16 protein-coding genes are annotated in these 18,588 nt (G+C 70.1%); 5 read left to right on the top strand and 11 right to left on the bottom strand.

All coding sequences use genetic code 11. From position 1 onward, the window contains the following. Nucleotides 1-375 (top strand): response regulator, encoded by a 375-nt coding sequence (locus DK412_RS15940; protein WP_109972737.1) that lies wholly within the window; start codon nucleotides 1-3, stop codon nucleotides 373-375. Between the two features lie 197 nt (nucleotides 376-572). On the opposite strand, the gene DK412_RS15935 is transcribed toward DK412_RS15940, so the two are convergent. Both DK412_RS15935 and DK412_RS15930 read right to left on the bottom strand, forming a co-directional pair. Then, nucleotides 573-956, bottom strand: a complete 384-nt coding sequence (locus DK412_RS15935) for a response regulator (protein WP_109972736.1) — start codon at nucleotides 954-956, stop codon at nucleotides 573-575. A gap of 36 nt (nucleotides 957-992) precedes the next feature. After that, entirely contained in the window at nucleotides 993-2,909 is a 1,917-nt protein-coding gene (locus DK412_RS15930) for a PAS domain S-box protein (RefSeq protein ID WP_109972735.1), read from the bottom strand. Nucleotides 2,910-3,839: 930 nt separating this feature from the next. Here DK412_RS15930 and DK412_RS15920 point away from each other — a divergent pair. After that, the gene (locus DK412_RS15920) at nucleotides 3,840-6,770 is read left to right on the top strand and encodes a PAS domain-containing protein (protein WP_109972733.1); all 2,931 of its coding nucleotides are present in this window, start codon (nucleotides 3,840-3,842) and stop codon (nucleotides 6,768-6,770) included. Between the two features lie 99 nt (nucleotides 6,771-6,869). Here DK412_RS15920 and DK412_RS15915 read toward each other — a convergent pair whose 3' ends face one another. From DK412_RS15915 to DK412_RS15900, 4 genes are all read right to left on the bottom strand, one after another. Further along, nucleotides 6,870-7,616 (bottom strand): glutaredoxin, encoded by a 747-nt coding sequence (locus DK412_RS15915; protein WP_109972732.1) that lies wholly within the window; start codon nucleotides 7,614-7,616, stop codon nucleotides 6,870-6,872. A 179-nt stretch (nucleotides 7,617-7,795) separates the two neighbouring features. After that, complete coding sequence (locus DK412_RS15910) at nucleotides 7,796-8,200, bottom strand: DUF305 domain-containing protein (RefSeq protein ID WP_109972731.1); 405 nt, start codon at nucleotides 8,198-8,200, stop codon at nucleotides 7,796-7,798. A gap of 227 nt (nucleotides 8,201-8,427) precedes the next feature. After that, nucleotides 8,428-8,889, bottom strand: coding sequence for a hypothetical protein (locus DK412_RS15905; protein WP_109975299.1), 462 nt, complete (start codon nucleotides 8,887-8,889; stop codon nucleotides 8,428-8,430). A 158-nt stretch (nucleotides 8,890-9,047) separates the two neighbouring features. Beyond that, complete coding sequence (locus DK412_RS15900; protein ID WP_245446970.1) at nucleotides 9,048-9,506, bottom strand: GNAT family N-acetyltransferase; 459 nt, start codon at nucleotides 9,504-9,506, stop codon at nucleotides 9,048-9,050. Nucleotides 9,507-9,665: 159 nt separating this feature from the next. Between DK412_RS15900 and DK412_RS15895 the strand changes: the two genes are divergently transcribed. Then, nucleotides 9,666-10,679 (top strand): chemotaxis protein CheB, encoded by a 1,014-nt coding sequence (locus DK412_RS15895; protein ID WP_109972730.1) that lies wholly within the window; start codon nucleotides 9,666-9,668, stop codon nucleotides 10,677-10,679. A gap of 231 nt (nucleotides 10,680-10,910) precedes the next feature. Here the strand turns inward: DK412_RS15895 and DK412_RS15890 are convergent, their stop codons facing one another. After that, entirely contained in the window at nucleotides 10,911-11,807 is an 897-nt protein-coding gene (locus DK412_RS15890; protein WP_109972729.1) for a hypothetical protein, read from the bottom strand. A gap of 187 nt (nucleotides 11,808-11,994) precedes the next feature. Between DK412_RS15890 and DK412_RS15885 the strand changes: the two genes are divergently transcribed. Next, nucleotides 11,995-13,071: a patatin-like phospholipase family protein gene (locus tag DK412_RS15885; RefSeq protein ID WP_109972728.1), complete on the top strand. Its 1,077-nt coding sequence runs from the start codon at nucleotides 11,995-11,997 to the stop codon at nucleotides 13,069-13,071. Between the two features lie 135 nt (nucleotides 13,072-13,206). Here the strand turns inward: DK412_RS15885 and DK412_RS15880 are convergent, their stop codons facing one another. After that, nucleotides 13,207-13,638: a CBS domain-containing protein gene (locus DK412_RS15880; RefSeq protein ID WP_093568120.1), complete on the bottom strand. Its 432-nt coding sequence runs from the start codon at nucleotides 13,636-13,638 to the stop codon at nucleotides 13,207-13,209. 266 nt (nucleotides 13,639-13,904) lie between these two features. Continuing rightward, complete coding sequence (locus DK412_RS15875) at nucleotides 13,905-14,723, bottom strand: rhomboid family intramembrane serine protease (protein ID WP_109972727.1); 819 nt, start codon at nucleotides 14,721-14,723, stop codon at nucleotides 13,905-13,907. 496 nt (nucleotides 14,724-15,219) lie between these two features. Here DK412_RS15875 and DK412_RS15870 point away from each other — a divergent pair, with 496 nt between their 5' ends. Next, a complete protein-coding gene (locus DK412_RS15870; RefSeq protein WP_109972726.1) occupies nucleotides 15,220-15,822 on the top strand; it encodes a PAS domain-containing protein in 603 nt (200 codons plus the stop codon). Between the two features lie 217 nt (nucleotides 15,823-16,039). Here DK412_RS15870 and DK412_RS15865 read toward each other — a convergent pair whose 3' ends face one another. Continuing rightward, nucleotides 16,040-16,408 (bottom strand): hypothetical protein, encoded by a 369-nt coding sequence (locus tag DK412_RS15865; RefSeq protein ID WP_109972725.1) that lies wholly within the window; start codon nucleotides 16,406-16,408, stop codon nucleotides 16,040-16,042. Between the two features lie 69 nt (nucleotides 16,409-16,477). Next, on the bottom strand, nucleotides 16,478-18,433 hold the full coding sequence (locus DK412_RS15860) for an alpha/beta hydrolase domain-containing protein (RefSeq protein ID WP_109972724.1): 1,956 nt from the start codon (nucleotides 18,431-18,433) through the stop codon (nucleotides 16,478-16,480). Between the last annotated feature and the right edge of the window lie 155 nt (nucleotides 18,434-18,588).

The raw sequence follows: 18,588 nt of genomic DNA, 5'->3' as shown, positions 1-18,588 counted from the left end.
ATGGGTCAGTCTCACCCCCCGGCCTTGCCTCGGGTTCTCGTCGTCGAGGATGACCCGATCCTGATGATGGCGCTGACGGAGTTCGTCGAGAATGCGGGCTGTGAAGCCGTTGAAGCCACCAGCATCGTCGAGGCGATCCAGATCTTGGAAGCCCGCACCGACATCCGCACGGTGTTCACCGACCTCGACATACGCGGCTCGACCGCCGGGATGGAGCTGGCGCTGCTGATCCGCGATCGCTGGCCGCCGATCGAACTCCTGATGGTTTCCTCGCAGCCGTGGGATGCCGCGCAGATCCCGTCACGCGGAATCGTACTCGGCAAGCCGTTCGACCGGCGGAAGATCGAGGCCACGCTTCGACGGTTCGCTGAATAGCTCACACATGAAGTACGCAGCTGATGCAAGGTCAGCTGATATGCTGGATCGGGTGTCTCACGGTGCGACAACCCTCTGTCATACGTCGTAGTCGCGATAATGATGGCGAGCGCTTCTCCGCACTCTTGCCGCATCCGTGAATTCGGCTTGGAACTCGCGCGCTGACAAACATAGCACGACGGATCTGCGCCTCGACCTCACTCGGTCGCGAGTCGCAGCCCCAACTCGCGAACCACCCGCGCGAGCCCGCTGGCATAGTAGGGCTTCTCCAGGAACCGCGCTCCTTCCGGCAGTTGCGCCGGGTCGGGCTTGATCTGACCCGAAGCGATGATGATCTTCACCGCGGGCCACCGCCGCCGAACCTCGTGGGCCAGCGCCAGCCCGTCGATCGGGCCCGGCATCACCACGTCGGTGAACAGCAGCGTGATCTCCGGGTGGATCTCGAGGCAGGCGAGGGCCGCCGGGGTCGTGCTGGCCTCGAGCACGTCGAACCCGGCATCCCCGAGCACGTCGGCGGCCTCCATCCGCACCAGCGGCTCGTCCTCGGCCACGAGGGCCACCGCGCCCTGTTTCAGAGTCATCAGACGTCCTTATGCAAAAAACTGTGTCGGCGCCTGTCAGACGTCGACGCGTAATCCCGCGAGCGGGGCGCTCAAGGTGCATCGCACCCCTTCGACGGCGTAGCGCAGCGCAACGTCGCCTCCGGCCAGGCCGCGCTGGATCAGCCGCGAGCCGAACCCCCTGCGGGTCGGCGGCGCCACCGGCGGGCCGCCCTGCTCGCGCCAGTCCAGCCGGAACTCGGCTGCCGCGCCCGTGCCCTCCACCGTCCAGTCGACGGTCACGCAGCCGGCCGCTGTCGAGAGCGCCCCGTACTTCACGGCGTTGGTCGCCAGTTCGTGCAGCATCAGCCCGAGCGAGAGCGCCACCGAGGGTCCGACGAACAGGCTCGGGCCGCTGACCCGGAAGCGCCGGCCGGTATCGTCGTGCAGGCGCAGCGCCTCCTGCACCACCCGATCGACGCTGGCGCTGTCAGTCTGCCCGGCGAGCAGGATGTCGTGCGCCTTGCCGAGCACAATCAGCCGCGCGGCGAGCGCGTCGCGAGCCGCGTCGAGGCTCGGGGCGTTGCGCAGGGTCTGCGACGCGATCGACTGGACCAGCGTCAGGGTGTTCTTCAGCCGGTGCGAGAGCTCGCGGTTGAGGATGTCCTGCTGCGCTTCCGCCGCCTTGCGGTCGCCGATGTCGCTGACCGCGACTACCGCGCCGACCGTCGCGCCCCCCTCGTCCTCGATCGCCTCGCCAGAGATCGCGATCCAGCGCCGCTCTCCGTCCGGGCGCTGGTACAGCACCTCGATGGCGGCTTGCTTGCAGCGGCCGCTGCTGATCTGCGCCAGTGGGTACTCTTGTGCCTCCACCACCCGGCCGTTGGCATGAGAGGCCACGAACTCGCCGTAGGCACTGCTGGACGAGGCATAGAGGGTGCTGTGGCCGAGGATCTCGGCCAGCCGTCGGTTGCCCATCAGGATGCGCCCGGACGGGGCTTCTGCGAGCAGGATCCCGACCGGCACGGTTTCCATGATGGATTTCAGCCGCGCCTCGCCGGCGAAACGGGCGGCATCCGCCGCCTTGCGGGCGGTGATGTCGACGGCGACGCCAGGGAAGCGCAGCGGTTTGCCGTCGCTGTCGTGGATACACCGGCCGCTGGCCTGGACCCAGGTCACGGTGCCGTTGGCGTCGCGCAGGCGATATTCCTCGCTGAACTCGGCCGCCGTGGCGACGACCTGCTGTATGCGTTCCCCGACCCACACGCGGTCGTCGGGGTGAATGCCCTCGACGAAGGCGGTCAGCGGCGCACCCTGCGCGGCGACGGCCGGATCGACGCCGTACATGCGGGCGAAGTACTCCCCGGCGTAGAGGCGGTCGGAGGGGATATCCCAATCCCACCACCCGAGGCTGCCCGCCGCCTCGAACGCGAAGACCAGTCGTTCCTCGGAGATCCGCAGGGCATCACGGGTGGCCCTCATCTCCATACCGAACTTGCGCTCGCGCAGCACGGTCGTCACCTGCCGCGCCAGCCGTCGCAGCCCGTCCCCCTGCCGGGCCGACAGCCCGTCGGGCCGCGGCTCATGGCCGATCACGCAGAGGCTGCCGAGTACCTGCCCGTCGGGCGCGCGCAGGGGTGCCCCGGCATAGAAGCGGATGAACGGCTCGCCCGTGACCAGCGGGTTGTCCCGCGTGCGCGGATCCGCCGTCAGATCGGGAATGATGAGCAGATCCGGTTCGGCCAGTGTGTAGGCGCAGACCGAGGCGTCGAGGGCGGTCTGGCAGGGCGGAAAGCCGACTCGCGCCTTGAACCACTGGCGGTCGCCGGCCACGAGGCTGACCAGCGCCACGGGCGTCTCGCACAGGCTCGCGGCCAGATACACGATGTCCTCGAATTCCGGCTCGGGCGGGGTGTCGAGCAAGTCGAGGTCTGCGAGCGCATCAAGGCGGGTGGTGTCTCGCACGAGGGCGGACGGGAACAGGTCAGGCGTCATGCGGGGCGATTCTCACCCGTGCCTTGTAGCGAATGGTGGGCGCTAAAGGCCCGCAATTTTATCACGCACAACGGGAAAACGGCGCCCTCCTATCGGAGGCGTCCGCCGCACCGATTTCAGGCCACTTCCTCAAGATGAAGCGAAAATATCTCGTACCGAACGAAAATTCCACTGGCGACCACGCAGTAGAGCGAGGCGATCCAGCTCAAGACAAGGGGCCTGATCTGCCTCGAAGCTGCTTTCTCCAGCCGCCGATGAGGCCCGCACCGTCCGAGTGTGCATCTCGGTCCGGTGTTCCGCAGCGGCAATCTCGGGGTTGATCGTCAGGAGCAGCGTATGCCGGGGCAGCGATCTCGTCATAGCTCGACCGTCTCGCGGCTGGACGGCGCCCGCCAACGCGTCAAAACGGTCAAGGTTCGCTTGGCCCCTCGTCTCTCGGCCATTCGAGGCAGGAAACGCAAAACGACCGCGCCCAACGCCCTTCGGGTCACGATGAGGCGCATCGAGCCACGCAATCTCCGCCATGCGGGACCAACCAGCCTGTTCGAGAGGGCGTGCGCACGCAACATGCGCTGGAGCAGCTTGACCATGGCGCCGTTCCACACTCTAAGCATGTCGGGCTGCATTACGGCAGCAAAACCCTCGTAAAATACGAATTGAATTGGCTGACTGCCATCAAATAATCTTATTTATCTAACTATAGAGCGATCCGTAGTTGCGAATCAGACACTTTCGACGGTTACCGACTTCGCCCACGAGCGCTTGAGCGCTCGCCTTGACCGTTATGCGAGGCGCCCACAGGTGGCAAATCCCTGGCATACCGTATACGACTCGGTCGCGCACCAATCAATTCAGGCCTGATTGGAGCATGCGAGGACGACGCTGATTTCTCTGTTTTCGCAGTGAGTTAGGCTCGAGGAAGGGTGTGGCGTGCCGGGACGTGAGTTAAGCAGTCTCTCGCGGGAGGAGCTGGAAGCGGAGGTGCTGCGGCTGCGCGAGCGGGTTCGCAGTGGCAACATCGATGCGGCCCGGCAGAACGCGGTGTTCGAGAGCGCCCTGGATTTCGCGATCGTCGTCACGGATCGCGAGGGGACCATCACCGACTGGAACACTGGCTCCGAGCACGTCATGGGCTGGACCGCCGAGGAGATGCGCGGACAGGACGCCGCGCGCTTCTTCACGCCCGAGGACCGGGCCAACGGCCGGGTCACCTACGAGATGGAAACCGCCCTCAAGAATGGGCGCGCCCAAGATGAACGCTGGCACCTCAAACAGGGTGAGGAGCGATTCTGGGCCTCCGGCGAGATGATGCCCTTGCGCGACGACGACGATCGGCACATCGGCTTCGTCAAGATCATGCGCGACCGCACCGCCGAGCACATGGCCGGGGTGGCCCTCCGCGCAGGAGAGCTGCGCCGCCAGGCGCTGCTTGAGCTGAGCGATCAGCTGGCTGAGCACGACCGCGATACCGCCAGCCTCGCCGACGTGGCGAGCGGCATCCTCGGCCGAGCCCTTGGCGTCCAGCTCGTCGGATACGGGCTGGTAGACCCCGAGGCTGAAACCATCGACGTCGAGCGTGACTGGACCAGCGACGGCGCGCATTCCATCGCCGGCACGCTCAGGTTTCGGGATTTCGGCTCCTATATCGAGGATATCAAGCGCGGCGAGACAGCCGTTATCGACGACGCTCGCACCGACCCGCGCACCCGCGCCCATGCCGATGCATTGGAATCGATCAGCGCCCGGGCTTTCGTCAACACGCCGGTGGTCGAGCACGGCCGCCTCGTGTCGCTGTTGTTCGTCTGTAGCGCCACCCCGCGCAAATGGACCAAGGACGAGCTTCTGTTCATCCGCGAAGTGGCCGCGCGGACCCGCACGGCAACGGCCCGCAAGCAGGCCGAAAGCGCCCTGCAGGCGCGCGAAGCGGAGCTGCGGCTGGTCGCCGATGCCCTACCGGTGCTGGTCGCATTCATCGATCGCTCGTTGACCTACCGCTTCGTCAATGCCGCTTATCAGTCGTGGTTTGGACGTGCCCCGGACACGGTGGTGGGGCGGACCATCGATGACCTCGTTGGCGAGAGTGGCTTGGCTGAGCGTCGTGCCGGGATCGAGCGGGCCCTGGCCGGTGAAGCCGTTCAGATGGACCTGGACTGGCCGTGGTCGGATGGGCGGCGGCGCATCGCGGCCATCCGCTATACACCCCGCCGCGACGCCAACGGCAGCGTCGACGGGTTCTACGTGTTCGCGCAGGATGTGACCGACCTGCGCGATGCCACAGCCCTGCTGGCTGCGCGGGCGGATACGCTGGCGCACGAGGTGGCGGAGCGGACGGTCGAACGCGACCGGATGTGGGAGACCTCTCCGGACCTGATGCTGGAGATCGATTTCGACGGGGTGTTTCAACGGGTCAATCCGGCGTGGACGCGCCTGCTGGGCTACGCTCCCGACGAGCTCGTCGGCCACCACGTCAACGAGTTTGTCCTGCCAGCAGACCATACCGAGACGACCGGAGCCTATACGCAGGCAGCCGAGGGCGGGCAGCCCCGGCTCGTGAACCGCTACCGCCACAAGGACGGCTCGGTGCGATGGATCTCCTGGTCGGCGGCCCCGGCGGGACGAATGACCTACGCCACCGGCCGCGACATCACGGCGGAGAGAGAGCAGGCTCAGGCGCTAGAGGCGACCGCGGAGGCTCTGCGCCAATCCCAGAAGATGGAAGCCGTGGGCCAGCTCACCGGGGGCGTCGCGCACGACTTCAACAACCTGCTGACGATCATCCGCTCGTCGGTGGACTTCCTGCGTCGGCCGAACCTCCCCGAGGAGCGGCGCAAGCGATACATGGATGCGGTCTCCGACACGGTCGAGCGTGCCGCCAAGCTGACCGGGCAGTTGCTGGCATTCGCCCGACGCCAGGCGCTCAAGCCGGAGGTGCTGAGCGTCGGGGAGCGACTGCGCGCAGTCGCCGACATGCTCGACACCGTGACCGGTGCCCGCGTGCGGGTGGTGACCGAGCTGCCGGACCATCCCTGTTTCATCGAAGCCGACGCAAGCCAGTTCGAGACCGCGCTGGTCAACATGGCGGTCAACGCCCGCGACGCCATGGAGGGCGAGGGCACGCTGACTCTGCGGCTCACCTGCGGCCTGCCGATGCCGCCGATCCGGGGCCACGGGGGTGGTCCTGGCCCATTCGCCAGAATCGAGCTGAGCGACACCGGCAGCGGGATCGCCGAGGCGGACCTGACCAGGATCTTTGAGCCGTTCTTCACGACCAAGGAAGTGGGCAAGGGTACGGGCCTCGGCCTGTCGCAGGTCTTCGGTTTCGCCAAGCAGTCGGGTGGCGATGTGAGCGTGTACAGCGTGGTCGGCGAAGGCACGACGTTTGCGCTCTACCTGCCCGAGGTCGCTGCTCCGGTGGACCAGGTGAGCGACCCGGAGGAGACCGGTCCCGCGCCTGACGGACGCGGCCTGCGCGTCTTGGTCGTCGAAGACAACATCGAGGTCGGCAAGTTCGCCACCCAGATCCTCGAGGACCTGGGCTATCGGACCGAATGGGCGGCCAACGCCGAAGCCGCGCTGGAACGGCTCGGCCCCGACGGCGATGGATTCGATGTGGTGTTTTCGGACGTCGTGATGCCCGGGATGGGCGGCATCGCCCTGGCAGAAGAGCTGCGTCGCCGCTTGCCGACGATGCCGGTGCTACTGGCATCGGGCTATAGCCACGTGCTCGCGCAGAACGGCACGCACGGATTCGAGCTGCTGCACAAGCCCTACTCGGCCGACCAGCTCTCGCGAGTGCTACGCCGTCTCATCAATAGCCATCAGCGCCGCCGAAAAGCCGACGCTCACGCGGAGCCTATTTGACTGATTGGGTCGGTCGCGCGTTGTGGTCGCCAGGAGGACCCGCCTCGTCTTCGCACGCCGCCCGCACCGGCCTGCGGCCGCGGGGAGACACCCCGGTGCTCACGCATGCATCGCCAGCATCCAGACCGCCATGGCGACCATCATCAGGTTCTCGGTCAGCGAGACGAAGCCGAGCGGCACCTTGCTCGACCCGCCGACGCAGGCGCACTTGATCTCGCGCCTGTCGATGTAGACCGCCTTGAACACCGAGACCGCGCCGACCGTGCCGATGAACAGCGCGACCGGGATCGACAGCCAGTTCAGGGCGCCCGCCGCCATCAGGATTCCGGCGATGCCTTCCAGGAACGGGTAGGCGTAGGCGTAGCGCACCCAGCGCTGCCCGAGCAGGTCGTAGCCGAGGAACATCGACGAGAAGCTCTCGACGTCCTGCAGCTTGAGGAGCGCCAGGACGCACATGCTGAAGGCGACGAACCACTCGGCCGCGCGCAAGCTGAACGGCGTGCCGTCGGCGGCGTAGCTGGCCGCCACCGCCATCGCGGCCGTCATGGCGAACACCGCGACGACCGGGGTGTAGGTCGTCGCGGCCGGGTCGTCGGCCGCCCGGCCGAAGCGGCGGCGCAGGTCGTCGTAGCCGCCGACCCGCGCGCCGTCGATGAAGGTCTGCGGCGTCGACGACACCTGATGCTCCGCCTTGAAGCGGTCGGTCTCCGCGCGGGTGGTGAGCCAGTGGTCCTCGACCGCGAAGCCCTGGCGTTCGAGAAGATCCTTGGCCTTCAGCCCGTACGGGCAGAGGTGCTTGTCCATCACCATGCGGTAGAGGATAGCCTTGGGGGCGGTGGCTGACATGTCGGTCTCCTGACGCGATCGGTCTCGCGGGAAGCGGACCGGGACGGCTTCGGCGGGATCTCCGGCCCGCGCAGCGGCTGGAGCGCCTCACGGTCGCACGGCGATCGCGAAACGCTCCAGGTCATTGATTTTGCGGAATTTTCTACGACGAACCGGTATCCTCTTCGTCGGGAAACGCTCTACCGGCCGCGCCGCTTCAGCCACGCCGCCATGGCGGCGATCTCCGTCTCCTGATCGTCGATGATCGTCTGCGCCATCGCCCGGGTCTCGGGATCCCTGGCATGGGCCAGCGCGACCTTCGCCATGGCGACCGCTCCTCTGTGGTGCGGGATCATGTGGGTGCGGAAGTCGACGTCCGGGTCGCCGGTATAGGGGACGTCCATATCCGTCATCATCGCCCGGTCGGCGGCCTTGAAGTCCCGGGTGGCGGCATCGTCGTTCGAGTCCGGCTTCGCCGCGCCCGTCCCGTGGCCGGACATGCCGCCGGACATGCCGCCGTGATCGTGCGGGCTCTGCGCGAGGGCGGGACCGGCGAGGCCGGCCGACAGGAGGAGGATGGCGGCGAAGGTGCGAGAGTCGGTCATGGGTGGTTCTCTCTGGAAGCAGAATCGATCGAGCGGGCCGCCCGGGATGATCCGCGAGACGGACGGCGACCGGCCGGCGGCGGACCCCGCCGCGCAGGGCGGCCAGGCCCACGGGGGACGGCGGGCGGACAGGATCGGGTGAGCGGGATGTCCCGCGCCTCGGGCCCGGGACGCGCCGTTGCGGCGGACGCAATCCGGGCGTCGCGCGCCTTCAGGCGCGCTTCATCTCACGCGCGGGTTCGGGGGGGCCTGGGCGGGGTCTCGGGCCCGGTGCCGGCGCGGGCGGGAACGTCGCGCGGGCGCAATCTGGCGGCCTGGAACGAGAGCGGCGCCAGACCGGGTGCGCCGGACAGGATGCCGGCGGCGCAACAGGCCATCGTTCCGCAGCAGCGGACCCGGCAGGGGCCGGGGCAGCACTGCTCGTCCCCGACCGGTGCGACGGCGGCGACCCGGAGCACGGGCTTCGACCAGGCCGGGGCCTCGGCCGGAACGATCGGGCGCGCAGGAGCGGTCGCCGCAACCGCATTTGCCGGGACGGGCCGCACCTGCGTCGCGGCTGCCGGGACGTGATGCGCGTGCCCCCCGCGCTCGTGCCCCTCATGCGCCTGGACGGCGGACGGCGCGAGATGGGCGAGGATCGCGAGGATCACCACCGCCATCAGGCGCACGATCGACCGGTCGGGGGTCATGGGGCTGGCTTGCACCTGCGCGGGCAACGGGGTCGCGTCCGGGTTCGGGGCGCGACCGTTCGCCGACTAGGTCGGTCGCGGGGCCCGGTGTTTCAAGTGGCGGCGGATCCCGGCCAGGTCGGCGGCGGGTCGATGCCGACGGGACGAGCCGACGCGGATCAGTCCATCCTCATCGCCCGGTGCGGGATCCCGCCATCCATGAAGTCCGGGCCGAAGGCGACGAAGCCGAGTGTCTCGTAGAAGCCGAGCTTGTCGGTCTGGGCCGCGAGGACGAAGCGGTCGACGCCGATCTCCCGGCAATGCGCCATCGCGTGGAGCATCATCCGCCGGGCGATGCCCGATCCGCGCCGGTCGCGGCGCACGGCGACGCGGCCGATCTTGGCACATTCGGGAATCTCGGCATGTTCGGGCTTGAAGACGACCCGCAGCGTCCCGACGACCTCCCCCTCGACGAGGGCGACGAAGTGGGTGGCGACCGGATCGTCCGCGTCGATCTCCTCGTCGGCCGGCACGCCCTGCTCGACGACGAAGACGGCGTGCCGGAGCGCCATGGCGGCCTCGCCGAGGATCGAGGCGGCCGATATCCGGACGATGTCGGTATCCGATGCTGCTGACATCGCGTCCCTGCCCCCCTGCCGGCCGCGACCGGCGCCCACGGCCGGTATGCCCCGCCTCCACCTAAGGCCCGCGCGCCCGCCGCTCCAGGGCACGACGAGCCGGTGCCCTTCGTGCAGTTCTCGGGCGTTGGCCGATGCGACACACCGGAGGATTCGCGCATGGACAATCGGGACATCGTCGTCATCGGCGGTTCGTCGGGGGCGACCGCCCCCTTGAAGACGATCCTCGGCGCCCTGCCGGCGGAATTCCCCGCAGCCCTGTTCATCGTTCTGCACGTCCCCGCCCGCAGCCTCGGCCTGCTCGCGACCGTGACCGCCGCGGCGGGCCGCCTGCCGGTCCGGGCGGCGGCCGACGGCATGGCGATCCGGCCCGGCACCATCACGCTCGGCGTGCCGGACCACCACCTCATCCTGACGGAGACGGGGATCCGGCTCGGACGCGGCCCGCGCGAGAACATGGCGCGGCCCTCGATCGATCCGCTTTTTCGCTCGGCCGCCGCGGCCTACGGCCCCCGCGTCATCGGAATCCTGCTGAGCGGCCTCCTGAACGACGGCGCCTCGGGCCTGGAGGCGATCAAGCGTTGCGGCGGGCTCACGCTGGTGCAGGATCCCGCCGAGGCCCTGGCCGACGAGATGCCGCGCAGCGCCCTCGCGGCGCTGGAGGTCGACCTCACGCTGCCGGCCGCCCGCATCGGCGACGTCCTGTCGGAGCTGGTGCGCGATCCCGCCGGGCCGCGCCTGCCGATCTCGCCGGAACTCCGCCTCGAGGTCGACATCGCGGCGGGCGAGCGCATCGACAGCGACGTGCTGCGCCGCCTCGCCGATCCCACGCCGATCACCTGCCCACAATGCGGCGGCGTCCTCTCACAGATGCGGGGCGCCAAGCCCCTGCGGTTCCGCTGCCAGGTCGGCCACGCCTTCTCGGCCGAGGCCGTCGCCAAGGAGCAGGAGACCGCCGTCGACGAGGCGATGCGGGTGGCCCTGCGCATCGTCGAGGAGCGGGCGGAGCTCGTCCGGCGCATGGGGCGGGACGCGCGCGACACCGGGCGCTCCGCCGTCGCCGCGTTGTACGAGGACCGCGCCGCCGAGTACCGCCGCTACGCCGAGACGATCCGCAAGGCGGTCCTCCTCAAGTGGCCCTCGCCCGAGCCCTCGGGCGACGAGGACGACTGATCGCGGCTCCCTGACGACCGTCGGGGGCCGTCATGCGGCACGATTCGACACCCGGGAGCACCATCCGATGGCAGCGCCACGGCACATGACGGCTTGGTCTGCTCGCTGGTCTGCTTGCGCCCGCGGCCCATCCCATCCGCGACCTCATCCTGAGGTCGCGCGTGGAAGGGAGAATCCTGCCGGCTCCACGCCCCGGTCCCGTACGGTGCAGCACCGCGGCCGGATGGCGCCCTAGAACTCCACCCCCAGCTTCACCCGCACCGCGTGGCGCTCGAAGTGGCTGAGGTCGAGGGGGCGGCGGGTCTGGCCCTCGGTGCGGTCGCGGCCGGCGACCTGGCCCGCATAGGCCAGCGTCACGAAGGCCTTGTCCGACAGCCGCCGGTAGAGCAGCGGGCCGAGCGTCAGCGCCCGTCCCTCGACGCGGTTGAGGAAGGCGCCGTCATAGGCCCGCAGGTAGCGGACTTCCGGGCCGAGGAAGGTGTCGCCATCGAGCCGGAACGCGAGCGCGTTCGACCACAGGAAGGTCGAGGAGCGGTCGGTCTCGCGCGATCCCCGCAAGGTGCCGACGGTCGGCTCGACGCTCAGGTTCATGCCGTACCAGACCTTGTCGGGCACCAGCCTCAGATCGAGCTGAACCACGCTCTCCATGTCGAAGATGTCGGCGCCCCTCCCCTCCACCGCCAGCACCCGGGCGAAGCGCGGGCGCAGCTCGATCGCGAGGCCGAGGGGCTGCGCGTCGCTGCCCTTGAGGAACTGGTACTTCAGCTCGATCCCGACCCCGTCGAAGCTGCCGTTGTCCTTGTCCGGCAGGTCGGCGGCGTTGCGCACCCGGCGGGCATCGCCGAACAGGCCGAACTCGACGCTGAACGACTCGGTCGGGTCGAACTGGTAGCTGAGCTTGGTGTTCGCGACGGCGTAGCGTCCCGGCCCCGCGTCGCCCCGCCGCTTGCCGGCCCGGCCGACGGTGTCGAGCAGGACCTCCTGTTCGCCCTTGCGGCCGGTGGTCGACCCTTCGGTGAAGCCGAACAGGTTCTCGGTGTCGATGTCGCTCTCCTCCCCGGCCGCGGCGGGCTGCGCCAGCGCGGCGGCGAGGAGGGCGCTACGGGCGATGCGGCCGGATCTCGTCATGTCTTTCGGCGGTGTCCCCGACCTCTGGCAGCGATGTGGCACGGGCGCGCACGCCGCCGCAAGGCCGCGTGCCGGGCCGGGCTCCGTCGTCTTCCCTAAACGGTGATGAAACCTTCGCCGTTGACGAACGCTTGATGGATCCAGGCCACACTGGAATCCGGGACAGGCCCGGCAGAGGTCAGGCGCCATGATGTGGGACGGCATCGCACTCTTCTCCGGCGCGCCGGTACGGCGCTCAGCGGACGGCGTGCTGGGTGCCGCGGGTGTGCCCGATTCCAGGTCGAGGCCCCCCGAGCACAAGCCTCCCGAGCTCAAGCCGCCCCGCCGGGCGAAGGTCGGGCTGGCGCTCGGCGGCGGGGCCGCCCGGGGCTGGTCGCATATCGGGGCGATCGAGGTCCTGCGGGAGGCCGGCATCACCATCGACGTGGTGGCGGGCTGCTCGATCGGGGCGGCGGTGGGCGCCTGCCACGCCGCCGGCAAGCTCTCGGAACTGCGCGACTTCGCCCTCTCGCTGACCAAGCGCCGGGTGATGGGCCTGCTCGATTTCCACATCAGCGGCTCTGGGCTGATCGCCGGCGAGCGCCTGCGGCGGCTGCTCGAGCGCGACCTCGGCTCCTCCCGCATCGAGGACCTGCCGCTGACCTTCGCGGCGGTGGCGACCGAGCTCGGCAGCGGCCACGAGATCTGGCTCACCCGCGGCGGTCTCGTCGAGGCGGTGCGCGCGTCCTACGCGCTGCCGGGCATCTTCGATCCGGTGAAGATCGCCGGGCGCTGGCTGATGGACGGGGCGCTGGTCAATCCGGTGCCGGTGACGGCGGCCCGCGCGCTCGGCGCCGACGTGGTCCTGTGCGTCAACCTCAACGGCGACATGCGGGTGCGCGGCACGGTGATCCAGTCGCACGGGGCGGAAGCCGCCGACGCGGTGATGGAGGCCGCCGCCGAGGCCGCGGCGCTGCCGGACGAGCCGCGGCGCTGGCCACTGATCGGCGGCCGGCGCCAGAAGCCGAAGCCCCGGCCGGAGGCCGGCGCGCCGAGCGGCATCGCCAGCGTGATGGTGGATGCCTTCAACATCACGCAGGACCGGATCTCGCGCTCGCGGCTGGCTGGCGACCCGCCCGACGTGATGATCAACCCGAAGCTCGCCCAGATGGGCCTGTTCGAGTTCCACCGCGCCGAGGAATGCATCGAGCTCGGCCGCCAGGCGACCCGGCGGATGCTGCCGGAGATCCACGAGATGATCGCCGCGGCGGTGACGCCGGTGTGATCGACCTTCGGCGGCGCTGGAGCACCCTTCAATCGCAACGCGATCGACAGGCGCTCCAGGCCTTCGATTTCGCCGCATCGCTGGACGAACCGGCATCCGCCCGGTCGGAGGATGCCCCGGACGTCGCCGAAGCCGTCAGGCCGTCGCGATGTACTCGCGCAGGGCCCGGTGCTCGGCCTCGACCGACTCGATGCGGTGCTTGACCACGTCGCCGATCGACACGAGGCCGGCCAGGCGGCCGTCCTCGACCACCGGGACGTGGCGGAAGCGCCCGTCGGTCATCAGCTCCATCACCTCGTCGATGGCGGTGGCGCGGGTGCAGCACACCACCTTGGCGGTCATGTGCCGGGAGACCGGCGCCTCGAGCGCCGCGCCGCCGCCGCGGACCACCGCCCGGATGATGTCGCGCTCCGAGAGCATGCCGAGGACGCTTTGGCCGGCATCGCTCACCACCAGGGCGCCGATGCCCTTCTCGGTCAGGAGCGCCGCCGCCTCCGCCAGCGTGCGGTGGGGCTGCACGGTCACCACGGTGCGGCCCTTCTGCGACAGGATGCGCGCAACGGTCATCAACACCTCCCTGGTAGAGCATTTTCCGACGAAGCGCGTACCGGTTCGTCGAAGAAAATGCAGCACAATCAACGACCTGGAGCACTGGACGGTCGTAGCGCGACCGTGCCGTGCTCCAGGCCCCGCCGGCCTCGTGGCGTTCCGGGCGGGGCGCTCGTTCGGAGGGGGAGTGTGTGACCGCGCGCCGGTCGAGGCAAGCACCCCGGAGGTCGAAGAGAAACAATCTTCGCGGGGAATTGATGACCCGCCACAACCTCCCGCCTGCCTCAGCGTCGCCCGAGCCGATCGACCAGGGGCAGCAGGAGGAACCCGACGACGAACCCGCCGAGATGCGCGTCCCAGGCGACCGCGGAGTCGCTCAGGCCCAGCGGCAGGGCGGCGAGGCCGAACAGCAGGTTGGTGACGAACCAGATCGCCAGGAACACCACCGCCGAGCGGTTGCGCAGGAGCTCGGGAATCGTCTGCAGCCGCGTCGGCACCGGGCGCTGCCACGGCACGGCGCCGGCGCCGGCCGCCTCGACCGGCTGGAAGGCGAAGCGCACCGCCGCCGCCATCAACCCCGATACGCCCGCCGAGGCGCCGATCAGCGGCACGGTGCTCAGGGGGTCGATGAGGACATGGAGGAAGCCGCCGGCGGCGGTCGAGACCAGGGCGATCAGGCCGTAGCGCCAAGCGCCGCAGCGCCGCGCCACCGGCGTGCCGAAGGCCGCGAGCCAGACGCTGTTGAGCAGCACGTGGGCCCAGGAGCCGTGCAGGAGCGCGTAGGTGACGAAGGTCCAGGGCATGCTGCCCGGATCGGCCACGAGATAGGCCGCGAAGGCCTTGCGCGCCTCGACCTCGAGGGCGCCGCCCCCCGAGGCGGCGGCGGCCCGGATCACGTCGGTGGCCCGGTCGGGGTCGAGGGCGAGGGTCCAGCGCGCCGGCACCAGGGCGAGGTCGAGGAGCAGGGTGATGTCCCAGACGTCGGGCAGCACCTGCCGCACGGCGTGGATCAGCACCAGGATCCCCACCGAGGCGGTGACCACGGCGGGCATGTTGAACACCGGCACGCGCGGCGGTCGCGGGAGGTCGGGGGTGGCATCCATCTCGGCACCATTGCGGGGCCCATGGCCCGACCGCAAGGGCGGCCGCCGCCGCGGGCCCGGCGCCCCCCCGAAAAGAGGACGCCATGTTTGAAAAAACATGGTCCCACGGACAAAAAAAGGGAGAGCGTCGCCGCTCTCCCCGAAAGAGGATGACTCCGCGCGCGACCGCTTTGCGGCCACGCGCGAAACGCCGTCAGGACCGTGACGACGCGGACCGTGACCGGTCCTCACCCCTTGGCATGCGGGCGGGCATAGGGTGGGCTCTCCATCCCTGCCAGCCCGAAATCACCGTCGCCTACGACAATCGCGCAGGTGTGGGAGAAACGCAACATTTATGACTTGGTAACCTTAATCAAACCTTACGGCTTCGCTGCTCGGCCGTTCGGCATACGGTCTGCTGAACCGAATCAGTCGCGCCGGCCGCCGTCCCGAAAGGGGACGGCGGCCGGCGCCTCCAGGACAGCCCGATCCCGCGACCGTGCCAGACCGAGACGCCATGAAGCACCCGACCAGCCGCATGCTCCACGCCTACTGGAACGGCCTGCGCGGCGCCCGCGCCGCGCCGGAGCGGGGCGAGATCGAGCCCGGCGAGATCCGTCACGTCCTGGCCGACAGCCTGATCCTCGAGATCGACGCCCCCCGGCACGCCGCGACGGTGCGGCTCGCCGGCACCCGGCTCTGCGCGCTGTTCGGGGCCGAGCTGCGGGGCCTCTCCTTCGCGGGCCTGTGGGGCGAGGCACCGGCCGCCGATCCGTGGCGACTCGTCGAGGTGGTGATCCAGGACACCACCGGCGTGGTGGTGGGCCTCGTCGGGGTGACGGAGGCGGGTGAGACGATCGACCTCGAATTGCTGCTGCTGCCCCTGCGCCACCGCGGCAAGACCCAGGCCCGGGTGATCGGCGCGCTGTCGCCGGCGGTGATCCCGACCTGGCTGGGCCTGCGCCCGATCGTGGCCCTGCGCACCGTGTCCCTGCGGATCCTCATCCCGGAAGCGAATGCCGCCCCCGCCCCCCTCGCGGCGCCGCCCCCGGCGGCCAACGACGAGCCGGGCCCGGAGCGCCGCAAGCGCTTCGTGGTGCATCGCGGTGGGCGGGTCTGAGCGGATCCGTGTCGCCAAGCCAGACGGTATGCGACCGCAAAATGCGGGGCATGCCGGTCTGTTTCAAAGCCTGTTTCGCTCTCTCGGCGGTCTGATACCCCGCAGGGTCATTCCCGGCTCCGCTGCGCGGCCCCGAAATGACGCGGTGGATCTTCATTCCGTTGAGGGAAGCGAACCGGGTCTCGGCCGTCCGGCGAGCGGGGCGAACCCGTCCGCGTCACCCCGCATCCCGCAGCCGATCCCCGGCCTCGCCATACCCTGATGCCGCCGCCGCCCGGTTGACGATGCCGCGGCTCAACGTGACCCATTCGAGATCGTTGATCGCCTTCACCAGCCGCTCGCGCTCGGGCCCATCGGCCTCGTCGCCGGGCGCGGCCTCGGCGAGGTTCACGGCGGCGATCAGGACCTGGTCGCGGCCATCCTCGATGCGGGGATCGCGCTCGACATGGCCGCGCACGTCGTCGTCGAAGCGCTTGATGACCGCCCAGGGCAGCGCCTCGGCGCTGCACCCCGACGGGTAGCCCCGGGCGACGAGCCGGGCTCGGGCGGCGGCCTCCCGGACGAGTTCGACGAGCTTGGCGGCCATGGCCCCTTCCTACCGGCATTGTCGAAGCGGGAACCCGCGGGAACGCCTGCGGGTCCCACGCCGGATGCGTCACCGCGCCAGGAGCCCCTCCCCGGCCGCCTTCTCCATCGCCTCGGCATCCGCCGACAGCAGCGTGCGCTCGGCCACCATCCGCTCGGCCGCCGCCTTCACCGCCGCGGCGTAGGCGCCCTCGGTCGGGTAGCGCTCCTCCAGCGGGACCCGCGGGTCGTTCGCGGCCTTGGCCGCCGCCCGCGTCTCGGGGAAGGCGAGGACGCCGCCCTTCTGGTTGCACAGGGTGTCGGCGGCAACGCCGCGGGTTGGGTTCCAGGCGGTGTAGGTCGCCCGCGGCGCCTCGATCAGCGGCAGGCGGATGCCCGCCAGCGTGTTGCCGTCGGGATCGACCTTCGGCAGCAGCACGGGGTAGGTGCCGCGCACCACCGGCGGGTCTCCGGGTTCCACCCCGGGTTCCACCCACTGCGCCGGGTTGTAGAGGCCCGTATAGGGCAGGCCGGGAATCGGCGGGTAGAGATGGGCGGGCGATCCCAGCGTGCCGTCGGCCCGCGACGCATAGCGGCTCGCCGGCGGCGCGACGCCGTCGGTGATCCAGGACTCGAGCGCGGCGAGGAGGGCGCGGGACGCCGCCCCGGCATGGACCGGGCTCACCGGCAGGGCGCAGCCGGGCACGCTGGCGGTCCTCGCGTCGGGATCCGCGAAGTGCGGCGCGCCGGTCACCATGTAGACCCGGACCTCCGGCGGCTGGGAAAGATCGGCGCCGCGCGTGTCGGTGGTCACGAGCGCGCCGCGGGAGCCCCACAGCTCGTACTCGCTGTCGACATGCATCAGGCGCGGGCAGGTATTGGTCAGCCGGCAGCGCAGGAACAGGCCGTCGCGCTTGCCCGTGAGCGCATCGGTGGTGGTCGCGTAGGCGAAGGGAAACTGGTCGGCGGGGTAGTAGCGGTCGAGATGGGGACCGGGATTGCGGCCGGGCTGGGCGAAGCGGGCATTGGTGAAGCTGCGCCGGCTGCCGGCGATGTGCGGCATCATCCCGTCGAACACCATCCGGCCCCGCTCGTCCTCGTTGAGGCCGAGATAGAGCACGTCGCGCAGGACCCGGCCCGCTTGCGAGATGCCGAAGCCGACCGCCCGGTCGATGGTGCTGCGGCCGTCCCGCGCGAGCGGGTTCCGGTCGCCCGTCTCGTGGTGCAGGAAGGTCGCGACGTCGCGGATCGCCGCGAGGCCGAGGCCCATCACCGCCGGGTCGCGGGCGGTGTAGCTCAATTCATAGAGGGCGCTGCCGTCGAAGCCCGCAGGCCGGGTGATCTCGATGCGCTTCGGGTCGAGGTAGCGGAACGACAGGTCGGGGGGCGTGGCACGCGGATCCTCCGGCCTCGCCCGCACGGTGAGGCGGGCCTTGCCCGGGTCGAGGTCGGCGGCGGGCCAGGTCAGGGCTGCGCTGATCGGGGATTGCGTGTTGTCGAAGCTCCACTCCTCGCGCGACGGGCCGGTGAGGCCGGCGAGCACCGGCAGGCGGATGCCCATGCCCGCGCCCGGCGCGATGTCGCCCTGCCAGCCGATCCAGGCCAGCGTGTAGCCGCGCGACAGGAGGAAGCCCCGTCCCGCATCGCCAGCCTGTTCGAGCCGGCTCGACGCCTCGGTCGAGGCGCCCTCGAACAGGGGGCCGATCAGCTTGCGGCCGCGATTGGGGATCTCGACGATCAGGAGCCCGTTGGGGCGCTCGGGGCGCAGCAGCACCACGTCGGCCACCGCCTCGACCCGGCCCGCGGCGTTGCGGGGCGCGAGCGCCAGGTCGGCGATGACCGCGTTGTGGGGGTCGGCGGGATCGAGGGCGATGGTCGCCCGGCCGGTGATTTTTTCCGCCTGGCCGCGCTCGCCGAAGCTGCGCCCCTGCAGGGCGGGTTTTTCCGCCGCGACGGTCTCGAACCGCGTCACCTCCGCGCCGGCCGGCCCGGTGGCGAGGCCGCAGCCGAGCATCGCCAGGGCCACGGCCCTCGGCATCCTGGTCATCGCTGGACTCCCCTGGCGGCGCCACGGACGGGCGCCTTCGGGAGGACAGTAATGGTACGGCACCCGGCATGGAACCGATTCCACCGCCGGGCTGCCCCGCGCGAGTCATACGATTTCCGACTGATTGCTTCGCAATGCGGAAATCGGCTTCGCTC

This window comes from Methylobacterium sp. 17Sr1-1 (assembly GCF_003173775.1).
Taxonomy (GTDB): Bacteria; Pseudomonadota; Alphaproteobacteria; order Rhizobiales; family Beijerinckiaceae; genus Methylobacterium.
This window is presented reverse-complemented; position numbering and strand designations above follow the sequence as displayed.